Source organism: Paradevosia shaoguanensis (assembly GCF_016801025.1).
Taxonomy (GTDB): domain Bacteria; phylum Pseudomonadota; class Alphaproteobacteria; order Rhizobiales; family Devosiaceae; genus Paradevosia; species Paradevosia shaoguanensis.
Genome location: NZ_CP068983.1, coordinates 3,010,231 through 3,034,116, shown reverse-complemented (window position 1 = coordinate 3,034,116; position 23,886 = coordinate 3,010,231). Strand labels below are relative to the sequence as shown.

General features: G+C 64.0%; 21 protein-coding genes and 2 pseudogenes. 13 read left to right on the top strand and 10 right to left on the bottom strand.

What is annotated here, in order from left to right:
- Positions 1-99: 99 nt before the first annotated feature.
- Positions 100-657, bottom strand: coding sequence for a DUF308 domain-containing protein (locus JNE37_RS14510; protein ID WP_035030553.1), 558 nt, complete (start codon positions 655-657; stop codon positions 100-102).
- A gap of 114 nt (positions 658-771) precedes the next feature.
- On the opposite strand from JNE37_RS14510, the gene JNE37_RS14505 reads away from it, so the two are divergent.
- Positions 772-1,650 carry a YihY/virulence factor BrkB family protein gene (locus JNE37_RS14505; protein WP_035030556.1) on the top strand — a complete coding sequence of 293 codons (879 nt, stop codon included), beginning with the start codon at positions 772-774 and terminating at the stop codon, positions 1,648-1,650.
- Between the two features lie 73 nt (positions 1,651-1,723).
- Positions 1,724-2,905, top strand: a complete 1,182-nt coding sequence (locus tag JNE37_RS14500) for an MFS transporter (RefSeq protein WP_203063466.1) — start codon at positions 1,724-1,726, stop codon at positions 2,903-2,905.
- Here JNE37_RS14500 and JNE37_RS14495 read toward each other — a convergent pair.
- Positions 2,902-3,360, bottom strand: coding sequence for a GatB/YqeY domain-containing protein (locus JNE37_RS14495; protein WP_203063464.1), 459 nt, complete (start codon positions 3,358-3,360; stop codon positions 2,902-2,904). The two genes, JNE37_RS14500 and JNE37_RS14495, sit on opposite strands and share 4 nt — an antisense overlap.
- 3 nt (positions 3,361-3,363) lie before the next feature.
- Positions 3,364-3,732 (bottom strand): VOC family protein, encoded by a 369-nt coding sequence (locus JNE37_RS14490; RefSeq protein ID WP_203063462.1) that lies wholly within the window; start codon positions 3,730-3,732, stop codon positions 3,364-3,366.
- Positions 3,733-3,859: 127 nt separating this feature from the next.
- Between JNE37_RS14490 and carA the strand changes: the two genes are divergently transcribed.
- Together carA and JNE37_RS14480 are read left to right on the top strand one after the other, a co-directional pair.
- Positions 3,860-5,065: a glutamine-hydrolyzing carbamoyl-phosphate synthase small subunit gene (gene carA, locus JNE37_RS14485; RefSeq protein ID WP_035030568.1), complete on the top strand. Its 1,206-nt coding sequence runs from the start codon at positions 3,860-3,862 to the stop codon at positions 5,063-5,065.
- A 21-nt stretch (positions 5,066-5,086) separates the two neighbouring features.
- Positions 5,087-5,998, top strand: a complete 912-nt coding sequence (locus tag JNE37_RS14480; RefSeq protein ID WP_203063460.1) for an NADP-dependent oxidoreductase — start codon at positions 5,087-5,089, stop codon at positions 5,996-5,998.
- 315 nt (positions 5,999-6,313) lie between these two features.
- Here JNE37_RS14480 and ypfJ read toward each other — a convergent pair.
- Positions 6,314-7,224 (bottom strand): annotated as a pseudogene (ypfJ, locus tag JNE37_RS14470) (KPN_02809 family neutral zinc metallopeptidase).
- Positions 7,225-7,439: 215 nt separating this feature from the next.
- Between ypfJ and JNE37_RS14465 the strand changes: the two are divergent.
- A complete protein-coding gene (locus JNE37_RS14465) occupies positions 7,440-9,416 on the top strand; it encodes a bifunctional 2',3'-cyclic-nucleotide 2'-phosphodiesterase/3'-nucleotidase (RefSeq protein ID WP_035028170.1) in 1,977 nt (658 codons plus the stop codon).
- 21 nt (positions 9,417-9,437) lie between these two features.
- Here JNE37_RS14465 and JNE37_RS14460 read toward each other — a convergent pair whose 3' ends face one another.
- Entirely contained in the window at positions 9,438-9,881 is a 444-nt protein-coding gene (locus JNE37_RS14460) for a MarR family winged helix-turn-helix transcriptional regulator (protein WP_203063455.1), read from the bottom strand.
- A gap of 131 nt (positions 9,882-10,012) precedes the next feature.
- Here JNE37_RS14460 and JNE37_RS14455 point away from each other — a divergent pair, with 131 nt between their 5' ends.
- The 3 genes from JNE37_RS14455 (at position 10,013) to JNE37_RS14445 (ending at position 12,466) form a co-directional block, all read left to right on the top strand.
- Entirely contained in the window at positions 10,013-10,441 is a 429-nt protein-coding gene (locus JNE37_RS14455; RefSeq protein ID WP_035028696.1) for an organic hydroperoxide resistance protein, read from the top strand.
- 171 nt (positions 10,442-10,612) lie between these two features.
- Positions 10,613-11,725, top strand: a complete 1,113-nt coding sequence (cfa, locus tag JNE37_RS14450) for a cyclopropane fatty acyl phospholipid synthase (protein ID WP_203063454.1) — start codon at positions 10,613-10,615, stop codon at positions 11,723-11,725.
- Between the two features lie 9 nt (positions 11,726-11,734).
- Entirely contained in the window at positions 11,735-12,466 is a 732-nt protein-coding gene (locus JNE37_RS14445) for a ribonuclease T2 family protein (protein WP_246513291.1), read from the top strand.
- 29 nt (positions 12,467-12,495) lie between these two features.
- Here JNE37_RS14445 and JNE37_RS14440 read toward each other — a convergent pair whose 3' ends face one another.
- Entirely contained in the window at positions 12,496-13,674 is a 1,179-nt protein-coding gene (locus tag JNE37_RS14440; RefSeq protein ID WP_035028189.1) for an MFS transporter, read from the bottom strand.
- 121 nt (positions 13,675-13,795) lie between these two features.
- Here JNE37_RS14440 and JNE37_RS14435 point away from each other — a divergent pair, with 121 nt between their 5' ends.
- Complete coding sequence (locus tag JNE37_RS14435; RefSeq protein WP_035028203.1) at positions 13,796-14,155, top strand: ArsR/SmtB family transcription factor; 360 nt, start codon at positions 13,796-13,798, stop codon at positions 14,153-14,155.
- A gap of 94 nt (positions 14,156-14,249) precedes the next feature.
- Complete coding sequence (locus JNE37_RS14430; RefSeq protein WP_246513289.1) at positions 14,250-14,711, top strand: GNAT family N-acetyltransferase; 462 nt, start codon at positions 14,250-14,252, stop codon at positions 14,709-14,711.
- Positions 14,712-14,859: 148 nt separating this feature from the next.
- Here JNE37_RS14430 and JNE37_RS14425 read toward each other — a convergent pair whose 3' ends face one another.
- On the bottom strand, positions 14,860-15,696 hold the full coding sequence (locus tag JNE37_RS14425) for an aldo/keto reductase (RefSeq protein ID WP_203063453.1): 837 nt from the start codon (positions 15,694-15,696) through the stop codon (positions 14,860-14,862).
- A gap of 356 nt (positions 15,697-16,052) precedes the next feature.
- On the opposite strand from JNE37_RS14425, the gene carB reads away from it, so the two are divergent.
- Together carB and JNE37_RS14415 are read left to right on the top strand one after the other, a co-directional pair.
- A complete protein-coding gene (gene carB, locus JNE37_RS14420; RefSeq protein ID WP_203063452.1) occupies positions 16,053-19,364 on the top strand; it encodes a carbamoyl-phosphate synthase large subunit in 3,312 nt (1,103 codons plus the stop codon).
- Between the two features lie 111 nt (positions 19,365-19,475).
- Positions 19,476-20,117 carry a glutathione S-transferase family protein gene (locus JNE37_RS14415; protein WP_203063445.1) on the top strand — a complete coding sequence of 214 codons (642 nt, stop codon included), beginning with the start codon at positions 19,476-19,478 and terminating at the stop codon, positions 20,115-20,117.
- A 112-nt stretch (positions 20,118-20,229) separates the two neighbouring features.
- Here the strand turns inward: JNE37_RS14415 and JNE37_RS22655 are convergent, their stop codons facing one another.
- A complete protein-coding gene (locus JNE37_RS22655) occupies positions 20,230-20,481 on the bottom strand; it encodes a transposase (RefSeq protein WP_246513287.1) in 252 nt (83 codons plus the stop codon).
- A gap of 290 nt (positions 20,482-20,771) precedes the next feature.
- Positions 20,772-21,158, bottom strand: a pseudogene (locus JNE37_RS22650) (IS110 family transposase); the annotation flags it as partial.
- Between the two features lie 481 nt (positions 21,159-21,639).
- Between JNE37_RS22650 and catB the strand changes: the two are divergent.
- Positions 21,640-22,266, top strand: coding sequence for a type B chloramphenicol O-acetyltransferase (catB, locus tag JNE37_RS14405; RefSeq protein WP_203063443.1), 627 nt, complete (start codon positions 21,640-21,642; stop codon positions 22,264-22,266).
- Here catB and JNE37_RS14400 read toward each other — a convergent pair.
- The gene (locus JNE37_RS14400; protein WP_203063441.1) at positions 22,263-23,867 is read right to left on the bottom strand and encodes a GGDEF domain-containing protein; all 1,605 of its coding nucleotides are present in this window, start codon (positions 23,865-23,867) and stop codon (positions 22,263-22,265) included. The genes catB and JNE37_RS14400 overlap by 4 nt on opposite strands.
- Positions 23,868-23,886: the final 19 nt, after the last annotated feature.

Sequence of the window (23,886 nt, the reverse complement as noted above, 5' to 3'; positions counted from 1 at the left end):
GCACGCCAGATGCTGTCAATCAAGATCAGAGGGATAGATGCAGCCGGAGACGATACGGCGTATTGAAAGGGCGGGAGGCTGTCCTCCCGCCGGCAAGCCTCAGACGCGCCGCAATTGCCAGGCGAGGAAGAGCTGGAACAGGCCGTAGAGCAGTACCAGCAGTCCGACGAGGCGGATGACGATGGAGGCCATGGTCAGCGGCATCACCATGATCAGGATACCGAAGGCGACATAGGCCAGCCCGCTCAGCACGGACGGCCAATAGGTGCCCTCCCGGATGATCTTGCGGCTGATATAGGCCACATAGATTTCGAGCGCGCCGACAAGGATCGAGATGATCCCCACGATGATCACCATCGTCGAGACACCGATCGAGGTCGCCACCACCGGAAACGACACGACAAGCAGGCCGGCGATGACCGCCAGCAATTGCCGCGTTACCGAAGCCCAGAAACTCTGGGTGCGCTTGCCGCCGAAGAGCAGCCCCCAGAGCCCGAGCGCCCCATCGATGATCATCAGCGCACCGCCGATCATCACCAGGGTAGCCAGGGCCTGAATGGGTGCAAAGAGAGCAACGAGCCCGGCGATCACCATGATCGCGCCGCGAATGGCGATTGCCCAGAAGCCAGAAGACTGGCCGTCGACTATATCCGTCATAGTACCCTCCGACCTAGTATTGCGTTGCAGTATATGCCGGATTCGCGTTTTGACCATCGCAGAAAGTCGCTACATTTAGGCTGACCGTCCCGCCGGCGAGAGAGGAACACTGCCTTGAACGCTCCGTCCGACATTCCTGTGCCGCGCCTGATCCGGCGTCGGAAATGGGCAACCATCTGCTGGCGCATCTTCCTGCAGCTCTTCGATATGGATACCTCGCTGCGCTGCGCGGGCGCCGCGTTCTTCGCTTTTCTCTCGCTGTTCCCGGCGCTTGCCATCATCGTTTTCGCCTTCGGCCTTCTGGTGACCGGCGATTTCATCGCCAGCGCGGCCGAGCGCCTGCGCGGACTGGTGCCGTCCGATGCGCTGGACCTTATCCATGGGCAATTGCTCAAGCTGGTCAATGAACCGACGCAGAACCTGAGCATCGGTCTCGCCATCTCGGCGGCCGTGGCACTCTGGAGCGGATCGCGCGGCATAAATGCGCTGCTGTACGCCGTCTCACGCACGCATCACAGCCAGGATCGCCGCTCGCTACTTGGCGGCATCCTCGCGTCGTTCCTGGTAACCTTGATCGGCGGCTTTTGCCTCATCGTCAGCCTCGGCGCCATCGCGGCCATGCCTGCAATCTTCCGTCTGCCCTTCATCGTGGCCGATCCGAGCCGTCTGCTGTTCTTCCGCTGGCCGGCGCTCTTCGTCTTCTCGACGCTCGGCTTCGCCTTCTTCTACCGCTTCGCGCCCGATCGGCGGCCGCGCCGCGTGCGCTGGATCTGGCCCGGCGCCATCGTCGCGGCCCTGGCCTGGATCGTGGTGAGCGCCGCCTTTTCTTTCTATGTCGAGAATTTCGGACATTATGACGTCACCTTCGGCACGCTGACCGCCGCCGTGATCCTCATGCTCTGGCTCTACAATTCCATCCTCATCCTCGTCATGGGCGCCATCATCAACGCCCAGCTCGAATTCGCCTTCACGCCAAGCGATGCCGACCATTGATGGAACGGCAGAAGGGATATAAAGACATCTTTATCTCATTATAGGAACCGCCATCGGGCGGACGTGAAAGTCTATGCCCCTTCCCCTGATCGCGCTTTTCCTTGCGGCCTTCGGTATCGGCACCGCCGAATTCGTCATTGCCGGCCTCCTGCCCGAGGTCTCGGTCGATCTCGGCGTTTCCATCCCGACAGCCGGCTTCCTCATCACGGCCTATGCCATCGGCGTCGCCGTGGGCGGCCCCATCGTGACGCTGCTCACCAGCCGCTATTCGCGCCGCAATACCATTCTCGCGCTCATCGCCGTCTTCACCATCGGGCAAGCCCTCTGCGCCATTGCGCCCAACTACCCAATGCTGATGGCGGCGCGCCTTCTGGTTTCGATCGGCCACGGCGCGTTTTTCGGCGTGGCGGCGATCGTTGCGACGCGCCTCGTGGCGCCCGAGAAGGCAGGTAGCGCGGTGTCCATGCTGCTGGCCGGCATTACCGTCGCCAATATCCTGGGCGTTCCTGGCGGCACCGCCATCGGCAACGCGCTCGGCTGGCGCGCGACGTTCTGGGCGGTGGGCCTCCTCGGCCTCCTCTCGCTTCTGGCCATCATGCTGCTGCTGCCGGCCGACAAGCCCGAGGCCTCGCACGAACGCACGAGCCTTTCCGCCCAGTTCAAGGTACTCGGCCGGCCCGTGATCCTGCTGTCCTTCGCGATCATCATCGTGGCCATGATCGGCCAGTTCGCGGTATTCACCTATATCGCGCCCTACCTCATCACTGTCACCCACGTGCCGCAGAACCTCGTGCCCTGGCTGCTGTTGCTGTTCGGAGTGGGGTCCACCATCGGCGTGCTGGTCGGCGGTCGACTTGCCGACTGGAAGCTGATGCCCTCGCTCATCGGCATGCTGCTGGCGCTGACCGTGGTCTACGCCGCCATGGCGCTGTCGAGCTATCACGCCATCGCCATGGGCATCTGCATTCTCCTGTGGTCGGGCCTGAGCTTCGGCTTCGGCGCGCCGGTGCAGACGCGCATTCTCAGGGCCTCGGCCGACGCGCCGAACCTCGCCTCCCCGCTCATCCCGACAGCGTTCAACCTCGGCATCGCGCTGGGAGCCTCGATCGGCGCAGCAGCGCTCGATCATGGCTGGGGGTATGTGAGCCTGGCCTGGATCGGGTCGGCCGTATCGCTGGCCGCCGCGGCCATCGCCGTCGTCTCTTGGAATTTCGAGACGCCGGCGAAGCCGCAAGCGGAGTGTGAGGCGGTTTAGCCGAGAGCGCTCAGCGCTGCCTTGACCTTGGCGCTGGCCTTGCCGAAATCGATCCGGCCCGGATAGTCGATCTTGAGCTGGCCGATGACCTTGCCCATGTCCTTGGGGCCTTCGGCCCCAACCATCTTGATGGCCGCGGCAATAGCGGTATCGACTTCATCCTCGGCCAGCCCCTTGGGCAGGAACTCGTTGATGATGTCGATCTCTTCCTTCTCGATGGTGGCAAGGTCATTGCGCCCGGCCTGGGCATAGATGGCGAAGCTCTCTTCGCGCTGCTTCACCATCTTCTGCATGATCTGCAGAATCTCTTCGTTCGTCGCCGGACCGCGATTCTCGGTGCGGATGGCGATGTCCTTGTCCTTGATGGCCGAGTTGATCAGGCGCAGCGTCTGTGTGCGCCGGGCATCCCTGGCCTTGAGCGCCGCCTTGAGGCTCTCGCTGATTTCTCCGCGCATGGCTTAGCTCCTGGGTGCAAGCGGAACGTCGGCAACCATGAGCAGGTTACCGTCCGGATCCTTGAAGTTGAAGAAGACGCCGTCCACGATTTCGCCAACGAGTTCGACGCCCGTGTCACGCATATAGGTGTAAGCGGCGCCGATGTCTTTGGTCATGAAGTGAAAAACCGGCTTGGCATCGTGCGGACGCTCGAATCCCTTGCTGTCGAGCACGAGCCCGCTGCCGTCGCGCATCGGCAGCACATAGATGTGACCGAACAGCACCTCACCCGGCTCAAGCCCGAGAATGCCGCAATACCAGTCCCGCGCCGCCTCTATGTCACGCACGGGCACGAAGACGCCGCCGATATGATTGCTCACCGGGCTGGGCATTCGCTCTTTTCCTCGCATTTTCGCGCACCATATAGCGCAATAGCGACGCATTGCCACTTGCGCGGCATTGCCTCGGCTTCTATGAGGAAGCCTCAATCGACACTGCGCAGAAATTTGGAGACCCACCGTGACCGGCTGGCAGCAATCCCCCGCGACCGCACTTCTGATCCTGGCGGATGGGACGCGCCTTGAGGGTCATGGCATCGGCGCCATCGGCCACGCGGCCGGCGAAGTCTGCTTCAACACGGCGATGACCGGCTACCAGGAAATCCTCACGGACCCCTCCTATGCCGGCCAGATCATCACCTTCACCTTCCCCCATATCGGCAATGTGGGCGCGAATGACGAAGACATCGAGACGGTGAACATGGCGGCGCTCTCGGGCGTCCGCGGTGCAGTGCTCAAGGCCGACATCACCAACCCGTCGAACTACCGCGCTGTCCAGCGCCTCGATGCCTGGCTCAAGGCCCGCAACATCATCGGCATCGCCGGTATCGACACCCGCGCCCTGACCGCCCGCATCCGCGAGCACGGCATGCCGAACGGCGTCATTGCCCACGCGCCCGACGGCCACTTCCACGAGCCCTCGATCATGGCCGAGCTCAAGGCCTTCCCGGGCCTCGAAGGTCTCGATCTCGCCAAGGAAGTGACCACGGCGCAGACCTACCATTGGGACCAGACCCGCTGGGAATGGGGCAAGGGCTACGGCACGCTCGAGAACCCGGAATTCCACGTGGTGGCCGTCGACTACGGCGCCAAGCGCAACATCCTGCGTTCTCTGGCCGACCAGGGTGCCCGCGTCACCGTCGTGCCGGCAACTGCCACGGCCGCCGATATCATGTCGCACAATCCCGACGGCATCTTCCTCTCCAACGGCCCTGGCGATCCGGCCGCGACCGGCAAGTATGCCGTTCCGACCATCCAGAAGCTGATGGAAACCGGCAAGCCGATCTTCGGCATCTGCCTGGGCCACCAGCTCCTCGGCATTGCCCTGGGCGGCACGACCTCCAAGATGCATCAGGGCCACCATGGCGCTAACCACCCGGTCAAGGACCTGACCACCGGCAAGGTCGAGATCACCTCGATGAACCACGGCTTTGCCGTGGACGCCGACACGCTGCCGGGTGGGGTCACGCAGACCCACATTTCGCTCTTCGACGGCTCGAATGCGGGCCTTGCCGTGGACGGCAAGCCGATCTTCTCGGTGCAGTACCACCCGGAATCGAGCCCCGGCCCGCACGACAGCCACTACCTCTTCACGCGCTTCCTCAACCACGTGCGCGCGCAGAAGGGCATGGAACAGAAGCCGGAGCATCCCAAGGCCGGCGCCTGAAACTGATCAAGGAGCGATCTCATGCGTGCTGCCCGTTTCGCTAGTTTCGGCGGCCCAGAGGTTCTCTCCATCGACGACATCCCGATCCCAGAACCCGGCCGCGGCGAAGTCCGCGTTCGGGTCAGGGCGGCCGCAATCCAGCCCTTCGACCGCCGCGTCCGCATCGGGCAGATTCCCCTGCCGCCCGGCACCACGCTCCCTGTAACCACCGGCAACGAGTTTTCCGGCATTATCGATGCCCTCGGCGCGGACGTAACCGGCTTCTCGCCCGGCGATGCCGTGGCTGGTCGCCGCGCCTTTGGTGCCGTCGCCGAATACGTGATCGTTCCTGCCGTCGACATCGCCCGGAAGCCCGAGACGCTGTCATTCGCCGAGGCGGCAACCCTCTCAGGCACCGCTCAGACCGCCGATACAGCAATCGAGTCCCTCGGCATCGGTCCAGGAGACACGCTTCTCATCCACGGTGCAGCCGGCGGCGTCGGCTCCTTTGCAACGCAGATCGCGGTGCAGCGCGGCGCCAAGGTCATCGGTACGGGCAGCCAGGCCAACCAGGCTTATATCGCCAGCCTGGGCGCAAGTCCGCTGGTCTATGGCGAGGGCCTGCGCGAGCGCATCGTCGCCGCTGCGCCTCATGGCCTGACCGCCATCCTCGATTGCGTCGGCGGACCGACGCTCGACCTGTCGCTGACCCTCGGCGTTCCCCTCGACCGCATCGCCACGCTCGGCGATATGGGCCGAACCAGGCAGCTCGGCATAAGAAGCGTCGAAGGCGTCCGCGACGGCATACGGCTCGCCCGGCTTCTCGACCTCGCTGCCAAGGGCCAGCTCAAGGCCAACGTTCGCCGTATCTATCCGATGAACGAGATCATCGAGGCGCATCGCGAGCTCGACGCGGGCCACGGCCACGGCAAGATCGTCATCGAGGTCGCCTAGGGTCCGTACTCAATAAGTCCCGGCACCCAAGAGCGCCTTATCTTCCTATTCGACGGATGCCAACGGAAGCGCTGTCCATCGGCCGCGCCACACCCACTGAACTTCCCCGGCCGCAGAGCCGGGGCCTACGGATTCCTCCACTCGAGTGGAGAATGGCAATGGGCCCCGGATCAAGTCCGGGGAAGTCCGATAGTGGGGCGGCCATCGCAACTTCATCTACCGGTGCAATTGAGTAAGGACCCTAGCCGCCTCCCGAAGACGGCATGCAAATGCCGCCGCACTTCCAGCGCGGCGGCATCATGATGGCTGGACGGGTCAGATATTGCCCGAGAACGTGTCGCAATCACCCGGATTGCCCGACTGTATGCCGCGCTTGAGCCAGGCCATGCGCTGGGCCGAGGTACCATGGGTGAAATTGCGGGACGAAACCGTGCCGCGTGTCAGCGTGTCGTCACCAATAGCGTTGGCCGCCGTGATCGCTTCTTCAACGTCGCCCTGGTCGAGCAGGTTTTCCTGGCCGATGCGGTTGGCCCAGACGCCAGCATAGCAGTCGGCCTGCAGCTCCACACGCACCGAGTAGGCATTGGCCTGCGCGTCGCTCATCGCCTGGCGGCGGCGGTTGAATTCGGGGAGGACACCAGTGAGGTTCTGCACGTGGTGGCCGACTTCATGGGCCAGCACGTAAGCCTGGGCGAAGTCGCCCGGAGCGCCGAACTGCTGGCGCAACTGGTTGTAGAACGAGAGATCGATGTAACCTTCTGGTCGTTCGGGCAGTAGAACGGGCCGCTATTGGCATCCGCCACGCCGCACCCGGATTGCGTCTGGCTGCTGAACAGCACCACCTTGGGCGGCACATAAGTCGCGCCATTGGCCTTGAAGATATCGGTCCAGACCGTCTCGGTGTCCTTGACCACCACGCCCACGAAATCGGCGAGTTGATCCTGCCCGGCATTGGGCAAGGGCCGCGATTCCTGGAAGGAGGAATTGCTGGTCGACAGGCTTCCGTCGAGAAGACTGAGCGGGTTGATACCCAGCGCCAGGCAGATGATGCCGATGACCACGATGAGGCCGATGCCACCAAGCCCGCCACCGGCGCGGCCGCTGGTCGGAATGCGGAAGCCGCCGCCCGAGCCCATGCCGCCCCCGAAGCCGCCACCCAGCCCGCCTCCACCCTGGGATCTACGGTCCTCGATATTGGAGCTGCGCTCGCGTCCCTGCCACTTCATGCCGTTCTCCTTGCCGGGGCCCGACTCGATGTTACCACCAAGGTTTCGTGGCGGTCACGAATTTCCCTTTGGAGGTCTTGACCATTTGGTCAAAGTGTCGTGCTCTCGTCACGTTAGAACGTCAGAACTGCTGAAAAGTGGCACCCGCAAATCGAAAAATCGATGGCGGGAGCACGGGTTAGCTTTGCCCATTTGGGGACAAAAGGAGCATCTCTATGAAGTTTGGAAGCAGTATATCCCGCCGCGCCTTCCTCGCCGGAACGGCAGCAACGGGTGCCGTGGTGGTCATGCACCCCTTCGCGGCGCTGGCCCAGGCCAACGAAGCCCACCTACGCCTGATCGAGACGACCGACATCCACGTCGCCGTTTTCCCCTATGATTACTTCGCCGACGCCCCCAACGACACCATGGGTCTGGCGCGCACTGCTACGCTGGTCGACGGCATTCGTGCCGAGGCCGGCAACTCCATCCTCATCGACAACGGCGACCTCATCCAGGGCAACCCGCTCGGCGACTACGTCGCCTACGAACGCGGCCTTGACGGCGACAAGCTGCACCCGACCATCGCCGCCATGAACACGCTGGGCTACGAGGTCGCCACCTTCGGCAACCACGAGTTTAACTACGGCCTCGAATATCTCGACGCCGCCCGCAAGGGCGCCAACTTCCCGTTCGTCTCGGCCAATCTGGTCAAGGGCGAACTGGGTGCCGACCCGCTCAGCGACACGACCTATATCGAGCCCTATCGCATCGTCGAAAAGGAAATCGTCGACGGCGCCGGCAACAAGCACACGCTCAAGATCGGCTTCATCGGCTTCCTGCCGCCGCAGATCATGACCTGGGATGCGGGACACCTCGAGGGCAAGGTCAACACGCGAGATATCGTCGAGACCGCCAAGGCCTACGTGCCCAAGATGAAATCGGAAGGCGCCGACATCATCGTCGCCCTCTCCCACTCCGGCATTGCGGCCGACGGCGGCCCCAAGTCTGAAAACGCCTCGCTCCAGCTCGCCGCGGTCGATGGCATCGATGTGGTCCTCACCGGCCACCAGCACCTCGTCTTCCCCGGCCCGGACTTCAAGGACCTCGAAGGCGCCGACATCGAGAAGGGTACGCTGGCCGGTAAGCCCGCCGTCATGGCCGGCTTCTGGGGCTCGCATATGGGCCTGATCGACCTGCTGCTGCAGGCCGATGCCGACGGCAAGTGGAAGATCGCCTCGTTCACCTCCGAAGCGCGCCCGATCTATGAGCGCAAGGACGGCAAGGTGGCCGCGCTCGTCGAGAGCGAGCAGAAGGTGCTGGATTCGGTCCAGTCCGAGCACGACGCGACGCTCGAATATGTCCGCCGCCCGGTGGGCGAGACGGCTGCGCCGCTCCACTCGTACTTCGCGCTCGTCGCCGACGATCCGTCCGTGCAGATCGTGAGCCAGGCCCAGACCTGGTACATCAAGCAGATGCAGAAGGGCACCGAGTGGGACAACGTGCCGGTGCTTTCGGCCGCTGCCCCGTTCAAGGCCGGTGGCCGCGGCGGCCCGGATTACTACACCGACGTGCCGGTGGGCCCGGTTGCCATCAAGAACGTGGCCGACCTCTACCTCTATCCGAACACCATCCAGGCCGTGCTGATCACCGGTGCGGACGTCAAGGAATGGCTGGAGCGTTCGGCCGGGATCTTCAACCAGGTGACCGCGGGCGGCACCGACCAGCCGCTCATCAACGGCGACTTCCCGTCCTACAATTACGACGTGATCGACGGGGTGACCTACAAGATCGACCTCACCCAGCCGAGCAAGTACGCCGCCGACGGCAAAAGCGTCACCAATCCTGACGCCAGCCGCATCATCGACCTGCAGTTCGAAGGCAAGCCGATCGACCCGGCCCAGAAATTCGTGGTCGCCACCAACAATTACCGCGCCGGTGGCGGCGGCAACTTCCCGGGCATCAATTCGGAGAAGATCGTCTTCAAGGGTCCGGACACGAACCGCGATATCATCATCCGCTACATCGTGGACCAGAAGACTATCAACCCGAAGGCCGACAGCAACTGGTCGCTCGCACCGATCCCGGGCACGACCGTCCTGTTCGAAACTGGTCCCAAGGCCAAGGAACACCTGGCCGATGTGACCGCGGTCAAGATCGAATATGCCGGCGAAGCCGCCGACGGCTTCGGCAGCTACCGCATCACGCTCTAAAGCGTTCGGAAGGCCGGGGTGCTAAGCCGCCCCGGCCAGCCTCTCCCGCAACAGGTCGAGTTCGCCCTTGAGGTGTTCGAAGGTTGCGTTGTCCAACCCGGTCGCGCCGACCACGGCCAGCGGCACTGCGAGTGCCCTGCCGCGCATCGCCTTCCCCTCACGGGTCAGGAACACCCGTACCTTTCGCTCGTCCTCGTCGTCGCGCTTGCGCGTCAGCAATCCACGCGCCTCGAGACGCTTCACCAGCGGCGTGATCGTGCCCGAATCGAGAAACAGCCGGTCGCCCAGCGTCTTGACCGTCAGCCCGTCCTCTTCCCAGAGCACGAGGAAAACCAAGTATTGCGGATAGGTCAGGTCCAGCGCATCGAGCCGCGGTTTGTAGAACCGCGTGAAGGCGTGCCCCGCCGCGTAAACGGCAAAGCACAATTGCTTGTCGAGGCTGAGGAGGTCGCGTTCGTCGCCCATTTCCGGTCCTGCTGCGGGCATCTATGCCCAATACGCATCATATCATCGCCATTTCAATTGCACACAATTTAATTGTACGCTACTAATTTACGTGCTCGATATCGCAAATGATCGACTCGAAGGATAGCCCGATGATCAAAGCTCCCATTTATTCCGCCCATGCCACCACGACCGGCGGCCGCACGGGCAAAAGCCATACTGACGACGGACGTCTTGCCGTAACGCTCGACACGCCCAAGGAAATGGGCGGCAATGGCGGCCCCGGCACCAACCCCGAGCAGCTTTTCGCCATGGGCTATTCCGCCTGCTTCCTGGGCGCGCTCAAGGCCGTCGCGCGACAGGAAAAGGTGACGATCCCCGACGACGCCGAAATCCACGCCACGGTCTCGTTCGGCGAAAACGCCAAGGGCAGCGGCTTCAACATCGCCGCCGCGCTCGAAGTGGCCATCCCCGGCATGGACAAGGCGCAAGCCGAAGCGCTGGTGCAGAAGGCGCACCAGATCTGCCCCTATTCCAACGCCACTCGCGGCAATGTCGACGTGACGCTGAGCGTCGCCTGACGCGGGCACCACCGCTTGGCAGATGCATCAGGGCCGGGAGCGATCCCGGCCTTTTGCTTGCCCCAAACCATCTTGCCATCGCGGCTCAAACTTGATCTGGTAACCAATCGTAACCAATGCGTTGCGGCGCATGTTCCTCGCCTAAGTTCCTCAACATTTTGAAGTTTTTAGATGAGCCAAGAAGCCCAACTCACGTCCCTGCTCGCGCAGGCCGGCATCACTGTCAACGGCCCCAATCCATGGGACCCGCAGATCAATAATCCCCACGTCTGGAACCGCATTTTTGCCCAGGGCTCGCTCGGCCTGGGCGAGGCCTATATGGATGGCTGGTGGGACGTGGAGGACATGGCCGAGTTCTTCAATCTGATCCTCAGGGCCAATATCGAAAAGCACCTGCGCATCACGCCCAACCTCATCTGGCAGCACGTGCAGGCGCGCTTCCTGAATATGCAGAACCTGGCCCGCTCCCAGCGCGTGGCCCAGATGCACTACAACGAGACCGACGCCTATAAGGCGAGCCTCGACAAGCGCATGACCGGCTCATGCGGCTACTGGCCGGAAGGCGTCACCAATGTCGACGAGGCGCAGGAAGCCAAGCTCGACATGGTCTGCCGCAAGATCGGCGTGAAGCCCGGCCAGACGGTGTTCGACATCGGCTGCGGCTGGGGGGCCTTCATGGGCTTTGCGGCGGAAAAATACGGCGCCAATTGCGTTGGCGTCACCGTCTCGCCCGACCAGGCCGAGTACGGCCGCGCCCGCTACAAGGATTTGCCCGTCGAATTCCAGGTCAAGGACTACCGCGAATTCCAGGGCAAGACCGACCACGTCGTCTCGATGGGCATGTTCGAGCATGTGGGCCACAAGAACTTCCGCACCTATTTCGAAGTCGCGCGCCGAGTGATCTCGGACAACGGCCTTTTCATGCTCCACACGATCGGCTCGCCCGATTCCAAGGAAACCATCGATCCCTGGCTGGAAAAATACATTTTCCCGGGCGGCGTGCTGCCCTCGCTGACCCAGATCGGCAAGGCCATCGAGAACCTTTTCGTGGTGATCGACCTCCACAATATCGGGCCGCACTACGACAAGACCCTCGTCGCCTGGTACGAGAATTTCGACCGCAACTGGAAGAAGCAGCGCAATCCCGAGGAAGAGCGCTTCTACCGCATGTGGAAATACTACCTGCTCTGCTGTGCCGGCGCCTTCCGCTCGCGCGCCATCCAGGTCTGGCAATTCGTTCTTTCCACCAATGGCGTGCCGGACGGCTACGTCACCCAGCGCTAGGCCTCCTCCTTGCCGATACCCAAGACCACGCTCGCGATCGCCGGCCTGCTGGCGATCGCAGCCGCCACCGCCTGGACCACCCTCGCGCCCGCAGCCCAACGCTATGTCTTCGCCGCCAGCTGGCAGCCCGGCTTCTGCGAAACGCAGCCCGACAAGCGCGAATGCCGCAACCAGGGCCGCAAGAGCTTCGAAGCCACCAATTTCACCCTGCACGGCCTCTGGCCGCAGCAGACCGACTATTGCGGCGTGCCGTCCTCGGACATCAACGCCGACAAATCCGGCCGCTGGTCGTCCCTGCCTTCGGTCGATCTCTCCCCCGCCCTCCGCACCAGGCTGGACGAAGCCATGCCCGGCACCCGCTCGAGCCTCGAACGCCACGAATGGACCAAGCACGGGACCTGCTCCGGCCAGGACCAGGAGACCTATTACGGCAATGCCCTCTGGGTGCTCGATGAGCTGAACCAATCGGCGGTACGCCAGCTCTTCGCGAGCAATATCGGCAAGCGCGTATCGCAGGACCAAATCCGCGGCGCGTTCGACAAAGCCTTCGGGCCGGGTGCCGGTCAGCGGGTGCGCGTCTCGTGCGAACGCGATGGCAATCGCCGCCTCGTCACCGAACTCACCATCGGCCTCGTCGGCACGATCAAACCCGGCGCCAGCCTCGCCGAACTCATCGCCGCAGCCTCTCCCACCGATGGCGGCTGCGACGGCGGCATTGTCGATCCCATCGGCTTCCAATGAAAAGGCCGGGATCGCTCCCGGCCTTCCAGCTAACCCAGCCTGACCTCGAGCGGCCTCGGCACGCGCGTAGCGTAGAGATGGATGGCCAGCGCCACCACGCCCATCGCCGCGCCGACCCAGCCGAGGTCTTTGGCCGAGGCCACCATGGCGATATCGGCCCCGCCGATCAGCGAACCCAGCGCCACGCCGAGATAGACGGCAGAGGCATTGAGCCCGAGCGAGATCGGCGCTGCTTCAGGCGCCAGATTCACCAGCCGGCTGCTCTGCGCCGGCGGGAAACCCCAACCGATGACGCCCCACGGCACCATGAGGCCCAGCAGCAGGTAGCCGGCAATCGGCGTCGGCACGAGATAGGCCACGGCCGAGAACACGGCCAGCGTCAGGCTCGACAGGATGATGACCCAGCGCACGGTCAGGGCCGCGCCGAACCGGTCGGCCAACTGGCCCGAAGCATAATTGCCGATCGCCGCGCCAACGCCGAACGCGAGGAGGACCAGAGGCATCAGCGAGAGCGAAAGCCCGATTTCGGAGGAGAGGCTGGCGATATAGGTGAAGACCGTGAACGAGGCACCGACCGCGAAGATCGTCACCAGCAGCGCCGAGCCGATACCCGGCCGGAAGGCCACCAGCAGTCGCTCACCGAGCGAAAGCCGCGTACCCAGCATGCTTGCCGGCAGCATCAGGCGGAGCGCACCTGCTACGAGCAGGGCCACCACGCCAATGGCCAGGAAGGCGCTGCGCCAATCCATGACATTGGCGATGAGCGCACCGATCGGCGCACCCAAGGCCACCGAAAGCGTGGTGCCGCCCACGATGACCGAGATGGCCCGCGTCCGCGTCTGCGGCGTCGACAGTGTTACCGCCGCACCCTGCGCGGCCGAGGCAAAGAGACCGGAAGCCGCCGCCATCACGATACGCGCGAGCAGCAGGCCCTCGAAGTTTGGCGAGAACGCCGCCCCGATATTGGCGAGGCCGAAAACCAGCATGGACGCGACCAGAACAGGCCGGCGATTCGCGCCACCTGTAAGCGCAGAAAGCACCGGTGCGCCGACCGCATAGGCGATGGCGAAAGCCAGCACCAGCGTTCCTGCCTGGGCCATGGATACTCCGGTCTCGCTCGCAATGGCCGGCAGGAGACTGGCGATCACGAAGGCCCCGGTGCCGACCGCGAACGCGCCCAGCGCCAGCCAGAAAAGGCGAAAATCCATTTTGAGATTCCTTAGTTCAAAGAACGTTGAACAATATGGTTCTGGCGAACGGTCCGTCAAGGAGAAGTTCAATATTCCTTGAACAATTGAAAAACCGCCACAACTCCGCTATCTCAGAGGCATGACGACGCTGCCGCACCCTGATGCAGACCAGATTTCCTTCCCCGAGGTACTCGCCACGCTCGGCGATGAGACGCGCCTTGCGATAATCGCCTACCTGGCGCGCAACGAAGGACAGGCCATGACCTGCGGCCAGTTCTACGGCCTCGGCTCCAAGACCAGCCTGAGCTACCACCTGGCCAAGCTGCGCGAGGCGGGCATCGTGCGCGTGCAGCCCGAAGGTACCCGGCGCCTCGTCACGCTGCGTCGCGAGGACCTCGACGCCCGTTTCCCGGGTTTCCTCGATTCCATCATCGCCAGTGCCTGCGACGTGCCGTTCGTCGTGCAGAACGACGAAGTCGTTTTCGGCAGCGCCTCCTAGCTTTTTCGAACGAGCAAAATAGGCGCCGGCCCGCCTAGCCGCCCCTATTGCTCTCCGCTACAAGCAATACCGATTGCAGCTGAGCGGACCTGCCTTGTCAGACATAGTTTATCGTCCGGCCACGAAGGCCGACCTTCCCTTCATGGTGGCCCTGATCGCGGAAGACGATGTCTCCGACGTGCCCATGGACGATGCCAACGATCCGTCCGGCCCCGGCTACGTCGCGGGCTTCGAGGCCATCATCACCGATCCCAACCAGATGCTGATCATCGCCGAGCGCGAGGGCAAGCCCATCGGCACGCTCCAGATCACCTTCCTCCCCGGCATCGCCCGCAAGGGCATGTGGCGCGGCCTCATCGAGAGCGTCCACATCATCCCGCCCGAGCGCAACAAGGGCCATGGTGGCCGCATGATCCAATGGGCGGTCGAGCGATGCCGCGACCGCGGCTGCGGCATGGTGCAGCTCACATCCAACAAGAAGCGCGTCGACGCCCACCGCTTCTACCAGCGCCTCGGCTTCGACCAGAGCCACGAAGGCTTCAAGCTGTTCTTGTAGCCTCCGCACACCTTCCCCCTCCCCTTGAGGGAGAGGGTGCCCAAAGGGCGGGTGAGGGGTTTGGGCCAGCATCGCAGACCCCTCATCCGACGGCTTTTGCCGCCACCTTCTCCCTCAAGGGAGAAGGAAACCGAAGGCGCCATCACGTTTAAAACAGGAACGCCGCCGTGGCCGGATCGGCGCCCACGCGACCTTTCGGGTCGTCCAGCCCGCGAATCCGCGTCATATCCCCCGCATCCAGTTCGAAATCGAACACGTCGATATTCTCCTGCATGCGGTTGGCGTGGATGGATTTCGGGATCACGATGAACCCTTCCTGCAGGTGCCAGCGGATGATCACCTGCGCGATCGATTTGCCGTGCTTGTTGGCAATTTCCCCGATCGCCGGGTTCTTGAGGTCGGCGCCGCTGCCGAGCGGGCTCCAGCTTTCAACCGCGATGTTGTGCTGCTTGTAGAACGGCCGGTTCTTCGTCTGCTGGAAGGTCGGGTGCAGCTCGATCTGGTTGACCACTGGCGTCACGCCCGTCTCACCCACGATCCGTTCGATATGGTCGGGGTTGAAATTCGAAACCCCGATCGACTTGATGCGCCCCTGCTTCTGCAACTCGACGAACACCTTCCACGCCTCGACATACTTGTCCTGGCTCGGCACCGGCCAGTGAATGAGGAACATGTCGATCTGCTCGATCCCGAGTTTTTTCATCGTGTCGTCGAACGACTTGAGCGCCAGGTCTCGGGCATGCCCGCCATTGCGAAGCTTGGAAGTAATGAAAAGCTCGCTCCGCGCCACCCCGGCATTGCGGATCGCCGCGCCCACGCCCTCTTCGTTGCCATAACCCTCGGCCGTATCGATCGAGCGATACCCGGCCTTGATGCCGTCGGTCACCACGCGCTCGGTGATGGCGGGGTCGACCTGCCACACACCCAGCCCGATCTGCGGAATCACGTTCCCATCGCGAAGAGTGACCTTGGTTTGCTCAGCCATTGATGGCCTCCTGTTGTTCTTGCAACAAAGATATTCGCGGCGATCAAGATCACCCGCGATTGCCGAATAGGTGTCAGGTATGTTGGCGGGAAACTCCCCGCCTGGGGAAAGGTTCAGCGACGAACCGCCAGCATCCATCGCCAAATAACGATAGAAGGTAGGCGCGAAGACCGCAAGTAGCGATCCGAGATCGCATTTCCGGAAAACGCAAAACGGACACTGCGGCAGCTTAACTCGCCGCGCCGGGCTTCCCTTCAGCGCGCTTCTCGGCTAGAGAGCAGCCTTAATCTAAAGAATCCGACTGACCAACGCGCGGCAGCGCCGTCTTGCCGCGCGCCCATTTGCGAGAGCCGATCATGCCAAAACGCACCGACATCAAATCCATCATGATCATCGGCGCGGGGCCCATCATCATCGGCCAGGCCTGCGAATTCGACTACTCGGGCACCCAGGCGTGCAAGGCCCTCAAGGAAGAGGGCTACCGGATCATCCTGGTCAATTCCAATCCGGCCACCATCATGACGGACCCGGATCTGGCCGACGCCACCTATATGGAGCCGATCACGCCCGAGGTCGTCGCCAAGATCATCGAGAAGGAACGCCCCGACGCGCTCCTGCCCACCATGGGCGGCCAGACGGCTCTCAACTGCGCGCTTTCACTCAAGAAGATGGGCGTCCTCGACAAGTTCAACGTCGAGATGATCGGCGCCACCGCCGAGGCCATCGACAAGGCCGAAGACCGCGAGCTCTTCCGCGACGCCATGAAGAAGATCGGGCTCTCCACCCCGCGCTCCATGCTCGCTCACAACATGATCGAAGGACTGCAGGCGCTCGAGGTCATCGGCCTCCCCGCCATCATCCGCCCGTCCTTCACCCTCGGCGGCACCGGCGGCGGCATCGCCTACAACAAGGAAGAGTTCCTCGCCATCGTCGAGAGCGGCGTTGACGCGTCCCCGACCGACGAAGTCCTGATCGAGGAATCCGTCCTCGGCTGGAAGGAATACGAGATGGAGGTTGTCCGCGATAAGAAGGACAACTGCATCATCATCTGTTCGATCGAAAACCTCGATCCGATGGGCGTCCACACCGGCGACTCGATCACCGTCGCCCCGGCGCTGACCCTGACGGACAAGGAATACCAGATCATGCGCGACGCCTCGCTGGCGGTGCTGCGCGAGATCGGCGTCGAGACCGGCGGCTCCAACGTCCAGTTCGCGATCAACCCGGCAGACGGGCGCATGATCGTCATCGAGATGAACCCGCGCGTGTCGCGCTCCTCGGCCCTCGCCTCCAAGGCCACCGGCTTCCCCATCGCCAAGGTCGCCGCGCGTCTCGCCGTCGGCTACACGCTCGATGAACTCGAGAACGACATCACCGGCGGCGCCACCCCGGCCTCGTTCGAGCCGACCATCGACTACGTCGTCACCAAGATTCCCCGCTTCGCCTTCGAGAAATTCCCGGGCTCGGACAATCGCCTCACCACTTCCATGAAGTCGGTTGGCGAAGCCATGGCCATCGGCCGCACCTTCCAGGAATCGCTCCAGAAGGCCCTCCGCAGCCTCGAAACCGGCCTTACCGGCCTCAACGAGATCGGCATTCCGGGCCTGGGCGAAGGCGACGACAAGAACGCCATCCGCGCCGCTCTGGGCACCCCGACGCCCGAGCGCCTGCTGCGCGTTGCCGAAGCCATGCGCCTGGGCGTCTCCAACGAGGATATCCACGATGCCTGCCGCATCGACATGTGGTTCCTCGAGCAGATCCGCGGCCTCATCGACACCGAAGCCAAGGTCCGCCAGTTCGGCCTGCCGCAGGACGCCGCCATCCTGCGCAGCCTCAAGGCCATGGGGTTCTCGGACAAGCGCCTCGCCGAACTCGCCGGCAAGGAAGCCAAGGACGTGCGCAACCTGCGTCACAACCTCAACGTCCTGCCGTCCTACAAGCGCATCGACACCTCGGCCGCCGAATTCGCCTCGCCAACCGCCTATATGTACTCGACCTACGAGACCCCGTTCGCCGGCGAAGTCTCCGACGAGTCGCGCCCGTCCGATCGCAAGAAGGTCGTTATCCTAGGCGGCGGTCCCAACCGTATCGGCCAGGGCATCGAGTTCGACTATTGCTGCTGCCATGCCGCCTTCGCCCTCTCGGACGCGGGCTATGAAACCATCATGGTCAACTGCAACCCGGAAACCGTCTCGACCGACTACGACACTTCGGATCGCCTCTATTTCGAGCCGCTGACTGAAGAAGACGTCATCGAGATTCTCGAGCGCGAAAAGACCAACGGCACCCTGCACGGCGTCATCGTCCAGTTCGGCGGCCAGACCCCGCTCAACCTGGCCGAAGCCGTCGAAAAGGCCGGTGTCCGTATCCTCGGCACCCTGCCCTCCTCGATCGACCTCGCCGAAGACCGCGACCTGTTCTCCAAGCTCCTGCGCCAGCTCGAGCTGACCCAGCCCAAGAACGGCATCGCCTATAGCCTCGAACAGGCCCGCATCGTTGCCGAGCGCCTGGGCTATCCGCTGGTCATCCGCCCGTCCTACGTGCTGGGCGGCCGCGCCATGGCCATCGCCCACAATGCCAACGAGTTCGAGGCCTATGTCCAGGACACCCTGACGAGCCTGGTGCCGCCCGACATCCGCGCCAAGTACCCGAACGACAAGACCGGCCAGATCAACTCGGTCCTCTCGGACAACCCGCTGCTCTTCGACGGCTACCTCTCGGGCGCCATCGAAATCGACGTGGATTGCCTCTCGGACGGCAAGGACGTCTTCGTCTGCGGCATCATGGAGCACATCGAGGAAGCCGGCATTCACTCGGGCGACAGCGCCTGCTCGCTCCCGGCCCAGCACCTCTCCGACGAGATTCTGGCCGAGCTCAAGCGCCAGACCCGTGAAATGGCCCTCGCCCTCAAGGTCGGCGGCCTGATGAACGTGCAGTACGCCCTCAAGGACGGCACGATCTACATCCTCGAAGTCAACCCGCGCGCCTCGCGCACGGTGCCGTTCGTCGCCAAGGTCATCGGCGAGCCCATCGCCAAGATCGCCGCCCGCGTCATGGCCGGCGAAACGCTTGAGAGCTTCAACCTCAAGGAAAAGGTCCTCAAGCACGTCGCCATCAAGGAAGCCGTGTTCCCGTTCAACCGCTTCCCGGGCGTCGATACGGTGCTCGGCCCCGAGATGAAGTCGACCGGCGAAGTCATCGGCCTCGACACCGACTACGCCATCGCCTTCGCCAAGAGCCAGCTCGGCGCCGGCTCCAAGGTTCCCAAGGAAGGCACGGTGTTCGTCTCGGTGCGTGACGCCGACAAGGAAGCCATCGTCGAGCCGATGCGGCACCTTGAAAACGCCGGCTTCAAGATCCTCGCCACCGGCGGCACCCAGCGTTACCTGGTCGAAAACGGCATCGCTGCCGAAAAGATCAACAAGGTTCTCGAAGGTCGCCCGCACATCGTGGATTCGATGAAGAACGGCGGCATCCAGCTGGTCATCAACACCACCGATGGCGCCAAGTCGGTCTCCGACAGCCGCGACATCCGCCGCACGGCCCTGCTCTCGAAAATCCCCTACTACACCACCATCCCCGGCGCGATCGCCGCGGTGGAGGGCATCATCGCCTACCGCGAAGGCAACCTCCAGGTGCGCCCGCTGCAGGACTATTTCGCGGCCTAAATCCGAACTGGGTGGGACGACGCTCCGGCGCGTCCCACCTGCTTTCCTGCACGGCTGTTCACAGCCGGCCGGTATGCTAAGAATCCTCGCGCCGCCGCAAGCGAGGGATCGATGAAGCTCTACTTCAGCCGCAACTACAATCCGCGCCTCGCCGTCGCCACCGCGCGCTATCTCGGCGTGCCGGTCGAATTCGAGTTCGCCTCTCCGTTCGATCCGGTCCACATCGACCACTTCCGCGCGCTCAATCCCAACCACCGCATCCCCATCCTGCTCGAGGATGACGGCACCGCGCTCTGGGAAGCCGACGCCATCGCCTGCCGCCTCTCCCAACTGGCCGGCTCGGCCTTCTGGCGGACCGGCGCGATGGAGCCCCGCATGCTGCAATGGCTGAGCTGGGCCAACGGCGACTTCGTCGCCGGCTGCGACAAGGTGCATTTCGAGCGCGTCACCCGCCAGCGCTACCGTCACGGCCCGATCCGCACCCACTATGTCGAAGACGGCCTCGCCCTCTTCCACCAATCCGCCGCCATCCTCGACGCCCACCTCGCCAATCAGCACTGGCTGCTCGAAGATGGCATGTCCTACGCCGACTTCCGCGCCGCCTGCGTCCTCCCCTTCGCCGACATCGCCGGCCTGCCCGTCGCCGACTACCCCAACATCACCGCCTGGCTCGCGCGTCTCTCCGCCATCCAAGCCTGGAACGACCCCTTCGCCGGCCTTGAAGCACCAGCGTTACCAGCACCCGCGATCTGATCGCGACGCAGCTGCCGACACCCCTCCACGCCAGTCCCTTCCCACTGCTGCACTTCCCCACCGCTCCCTCCCCACCCCGCACTTCCCCGGCCGAAGAGCCGGCAACTGTAATTCAGGTTGCGAAGCTTGTTCGGGTTTTCATGATGGCGTTGATGGTGACGAGGAGCTTTCTGGCGAGGGCGACGAGGGCGGGCTTGGGTGGTTTTCCGGCCTGGCGCAGACGGTGGTAGAAGGCGTTGAGAGGCGATTGTGTTCGCAAGGATGCAACGGCGGCCATGTAGAGGGCCTGGCGGACGCGGCGGCGGCCCCCGCGGATGGAGCGCTGTCCGCGCCGTAGGCCGCTATCGTTGTTGAGCGGGGCCAACCCGGCCAGGGTGGCGATCTGCTTGCCCGAGCGCCGGCCCAGTTCATCAGGGCGGCCAGGACAGAGGCGGTGACCGGGCCGATGCCGGGCACCGAGCGGATCAGGGCCTGGTCCTGTGCCAGGGCGGCATCGCTGCCGATCTGGTTCTGGATTTCGACCTCGATGGCGGCGATGGCCTGGTTGAGGCCGGCCATGTGCCGGTCCAGGTCGGCGCCGATGAAGGAATCGGTTATCTCGATCCGGCGCTGCTTTTCCTGGGTGCGCATGGCCACCAACTGGTCGCGGCGGCGGCTGAGCAGGCCGAGCCGCTCGCGTCCGGCCTCGGGCAGCGGGTCGGCCACGAGGCGCAGGGCCCGGCCCATTTCGGCAAGCATGGCCGCATCGAGCGCATCGGTCTTGGCGAGCTGGCCGCTCGCCCGCGCAAAGTCACGGGCCCGCAGCGGATTGACCCGGACATGGCCGATCCCGGCCAGCGCCAGTCCGGCGCGCAAGCTCCTGTCGTAAACCCCGCTCGCCTCCAGCACCACGAGAGTGCCCTCCCGCTCCAGCGTGGCGGCGAATGCGGCGATGGCGTCCATCGTGTTGGCGATCCGCTGCACGCCCTCCCCGCCGGAAGAGGCGATATCCAGCCAGGCTTTCGAAACGTCGATTCCAATCCAGGTCGGTGATAGGGTCATGGGCCTGTCCCTGTGATCCGAGGTCCGTCTCAAGCGGCCTCGTGCAACTGTTCAGGTGTTTGTCAAAGCGGGCGGGGACCCGTGCCGGCTCTCGGTCTTTAAACCTGGGGCCCAACGGTCTCCCGCCCGTACCCAATATGGCACAGCACAATTACACAGGGGCCCACGGATGGCGCCACTCGGGTGGAGGGGGGCAATAGGCCCCGGATCAAGTCCGGGGAAGTTCCGTGGTGACGTCTGTGACGAGACAAAATCAACCGCCTTCGCGTTTGACTCCCGACCCCTCCCCCGCCTAAACACACCCGATCATGAAGTCGGCACACTGTACCACCTCCATCGCGTCCACCCGCGCCTGACGCGCGCTCCGCTGGACGCCACCTGACCGGCACGCTCCGGGCACTTGCTGCTGCCCGCAACACCGGTCTCCCCCGTACAGTTTCACCTGCGCAGCCGTTGGCTCGCGCCTTTCATGATGCAATCCATGACCGATTTTTTCGAAAGCCCCTTCAAGGGCATCACGCTCAACCGTCAGGTCACCAACCCCAACATCGTCGTCGGTCGCTACAGCTATTATTCCGGCTATTATCACGGCCACAGCTTCGACGACTGCGCCCGCTTCCTGATGACCGAGCCCGGTGTCGACCGTCTCGTCATCGGCAGCTTCTGCTCGATCGGTTCGGGCGCCGCCTTCATCATGGCCGGCAACCAGGGCCACCGCTATGACTGGGTCTCCTCGTTCCCGTTCTACTTCATGAACGAGGTGCCCCACTTCGCCGGCGCCGCCAACGCCTTCGCGCCCGCCGGCGATACCGTCATCGGCCACGATGTGTGGATCGGCACCGAGGCCATCGTCATGCCCGGCGTCAGCATCGGCCACGGCGCCGTCATCGGCACCCGCGCGCTCGTCACCAGGGACGTCGAGCCCTACACCATCGTCGGCGGCAATCCCGCCAAGCCCATCCGCAAGCGCTTCTCCGACGCGGACATCGCGCTTCTGCTCGAAATGGCCTGGTGGGATTGGCCCGACGACATGCTGCAGGCAGCCATGCCGCTCATGACCAGTGCGGACATCGCCGGCCTATACGCCTTCTGGAAGGAACGCCGCTAACGCCGTGCGGGGACTCGGGAAAATCCGGGTTCCCGCATATCGTCACCGCCAACCACGCGGTTGCGGCCGAGCGCCTTGGCCGCGTAGAGCCGACGATCGGCAACGGCCAGAAGCTCGTCGCCTGGAACGCCCTCCTCGGTCAGCGCCACTCCCATGCTGACGGTCACCGCCAGCCCGCCGGCAATATCCGCCCAATCCTCGCTGGCTACCGCCGCCCGGACTGTCTCGCAGATATCCCCGGCCTCGCGCTCACCGACGCCCGGCAGCAGCAGCGCGAACTCCTCCCCACCCAGCCGCGCAGCCTTGGCGCCCACATGCGCGGTCAATATCTGCGCCAGCCGCCGCAGCACCTCGTCGCCCACCATGTGCGAGAAGCGGTCGTTGATGGCCTTGAAATGATCGAGATCGAGCATGGCTACCGCCAGCGGCTGGCCCGTCAGCCGCGCCAGTTCGGCATCGAACGCACGGCAATTGGCGATCCCCGTCAGACCGTCGCGCATGGCCTGGCTGGCGAGCTCATCGGCACGGGCGCGCAACCTTTCGGTTTCCAATCGGATCTCGACAACTCTGGCGCGACGCTGCGTGGTCTCGCCCGATTGCTTGACATAGAGACTGTGGAACCGCTTCTGCATCGTCAGGGCCCGACCAAAATCCCCCATCGCTTCATAGGCTTGCGCGAGTTTCTCAACAGCGTTGAGTTCATGGTCCGTCTGCCCGGTCTTCTCGGCGAGCTTCAGCGCGCTCAGGCTCGCTTTCGCCGCTTCGTCTGCACGCCCTAGCCGCGTCATCACGTCGGCATAGGTGTAGAGATAATGGATCTTGAGGCTTTGGACAGGCCGCCCCTTCACTTCGCCCCAGGTCGCCAGCCGCTCTTGGGCCCGCAGCAGATCGCCGCCACGCGCATACAGCTCGGCCACGTTGCCGAGGCCGGCGCGCAGGCACCAGCTGTTCCCCACCTCGGCCGCAGCAGCAATGGCGTCTTCCGTTGCCTCGATGGCCTGGCCCAGCCACTTCTCCTCGTCCGCCAGGTCCCCTTCCGCGGCAGCGCCATCGGCGCGCTTGATCAGGCAGAAGCCCAAATTGAGAAGGTAGAAGGAAAGCATCACCCGGTCGCCTTCCTGCTCGGCGATGCGGACGCTCTGGCGGATCACCGGCAGGGCCAGTTCGGGCTGTCGACACAGCGACAGCGCAATAGCGCGCATGCACGAAGCGAAGGCGAGCACCGAGGCGTCCGACAGGCCTTCGGCCATCGCCACAGCATCGTCGGCAGCCTCGAACCCTTCATCGCTCAATCCGAGATCGAACAGCAGGAAGGCTTCGACGGCCGCGGCACGCGCCTCCTCGGCACGATTGCCGAGCCGCCGCCACAGCAGCTTGGCGCCGATCGCGCAATCGAGCCCCTGCTCCGGCTGCCCCGAAAGCGCACAGCACCAGGCGATCTGGGCCAGGCTCGCGGCCATGGCCTGCGCATCCGCCGCGTCGCGGGCAGCAGCGAAATCACGCTTGGCGAGACGGAATGCGCGCTCGATCTGCCCGTGCCGAATGAGGTGCCAGCCGCCTTCGGGCGACTTCCTCTTTCTGGGCACGGGATCGGACGGCACGGACACCTCAAGGTGAGAA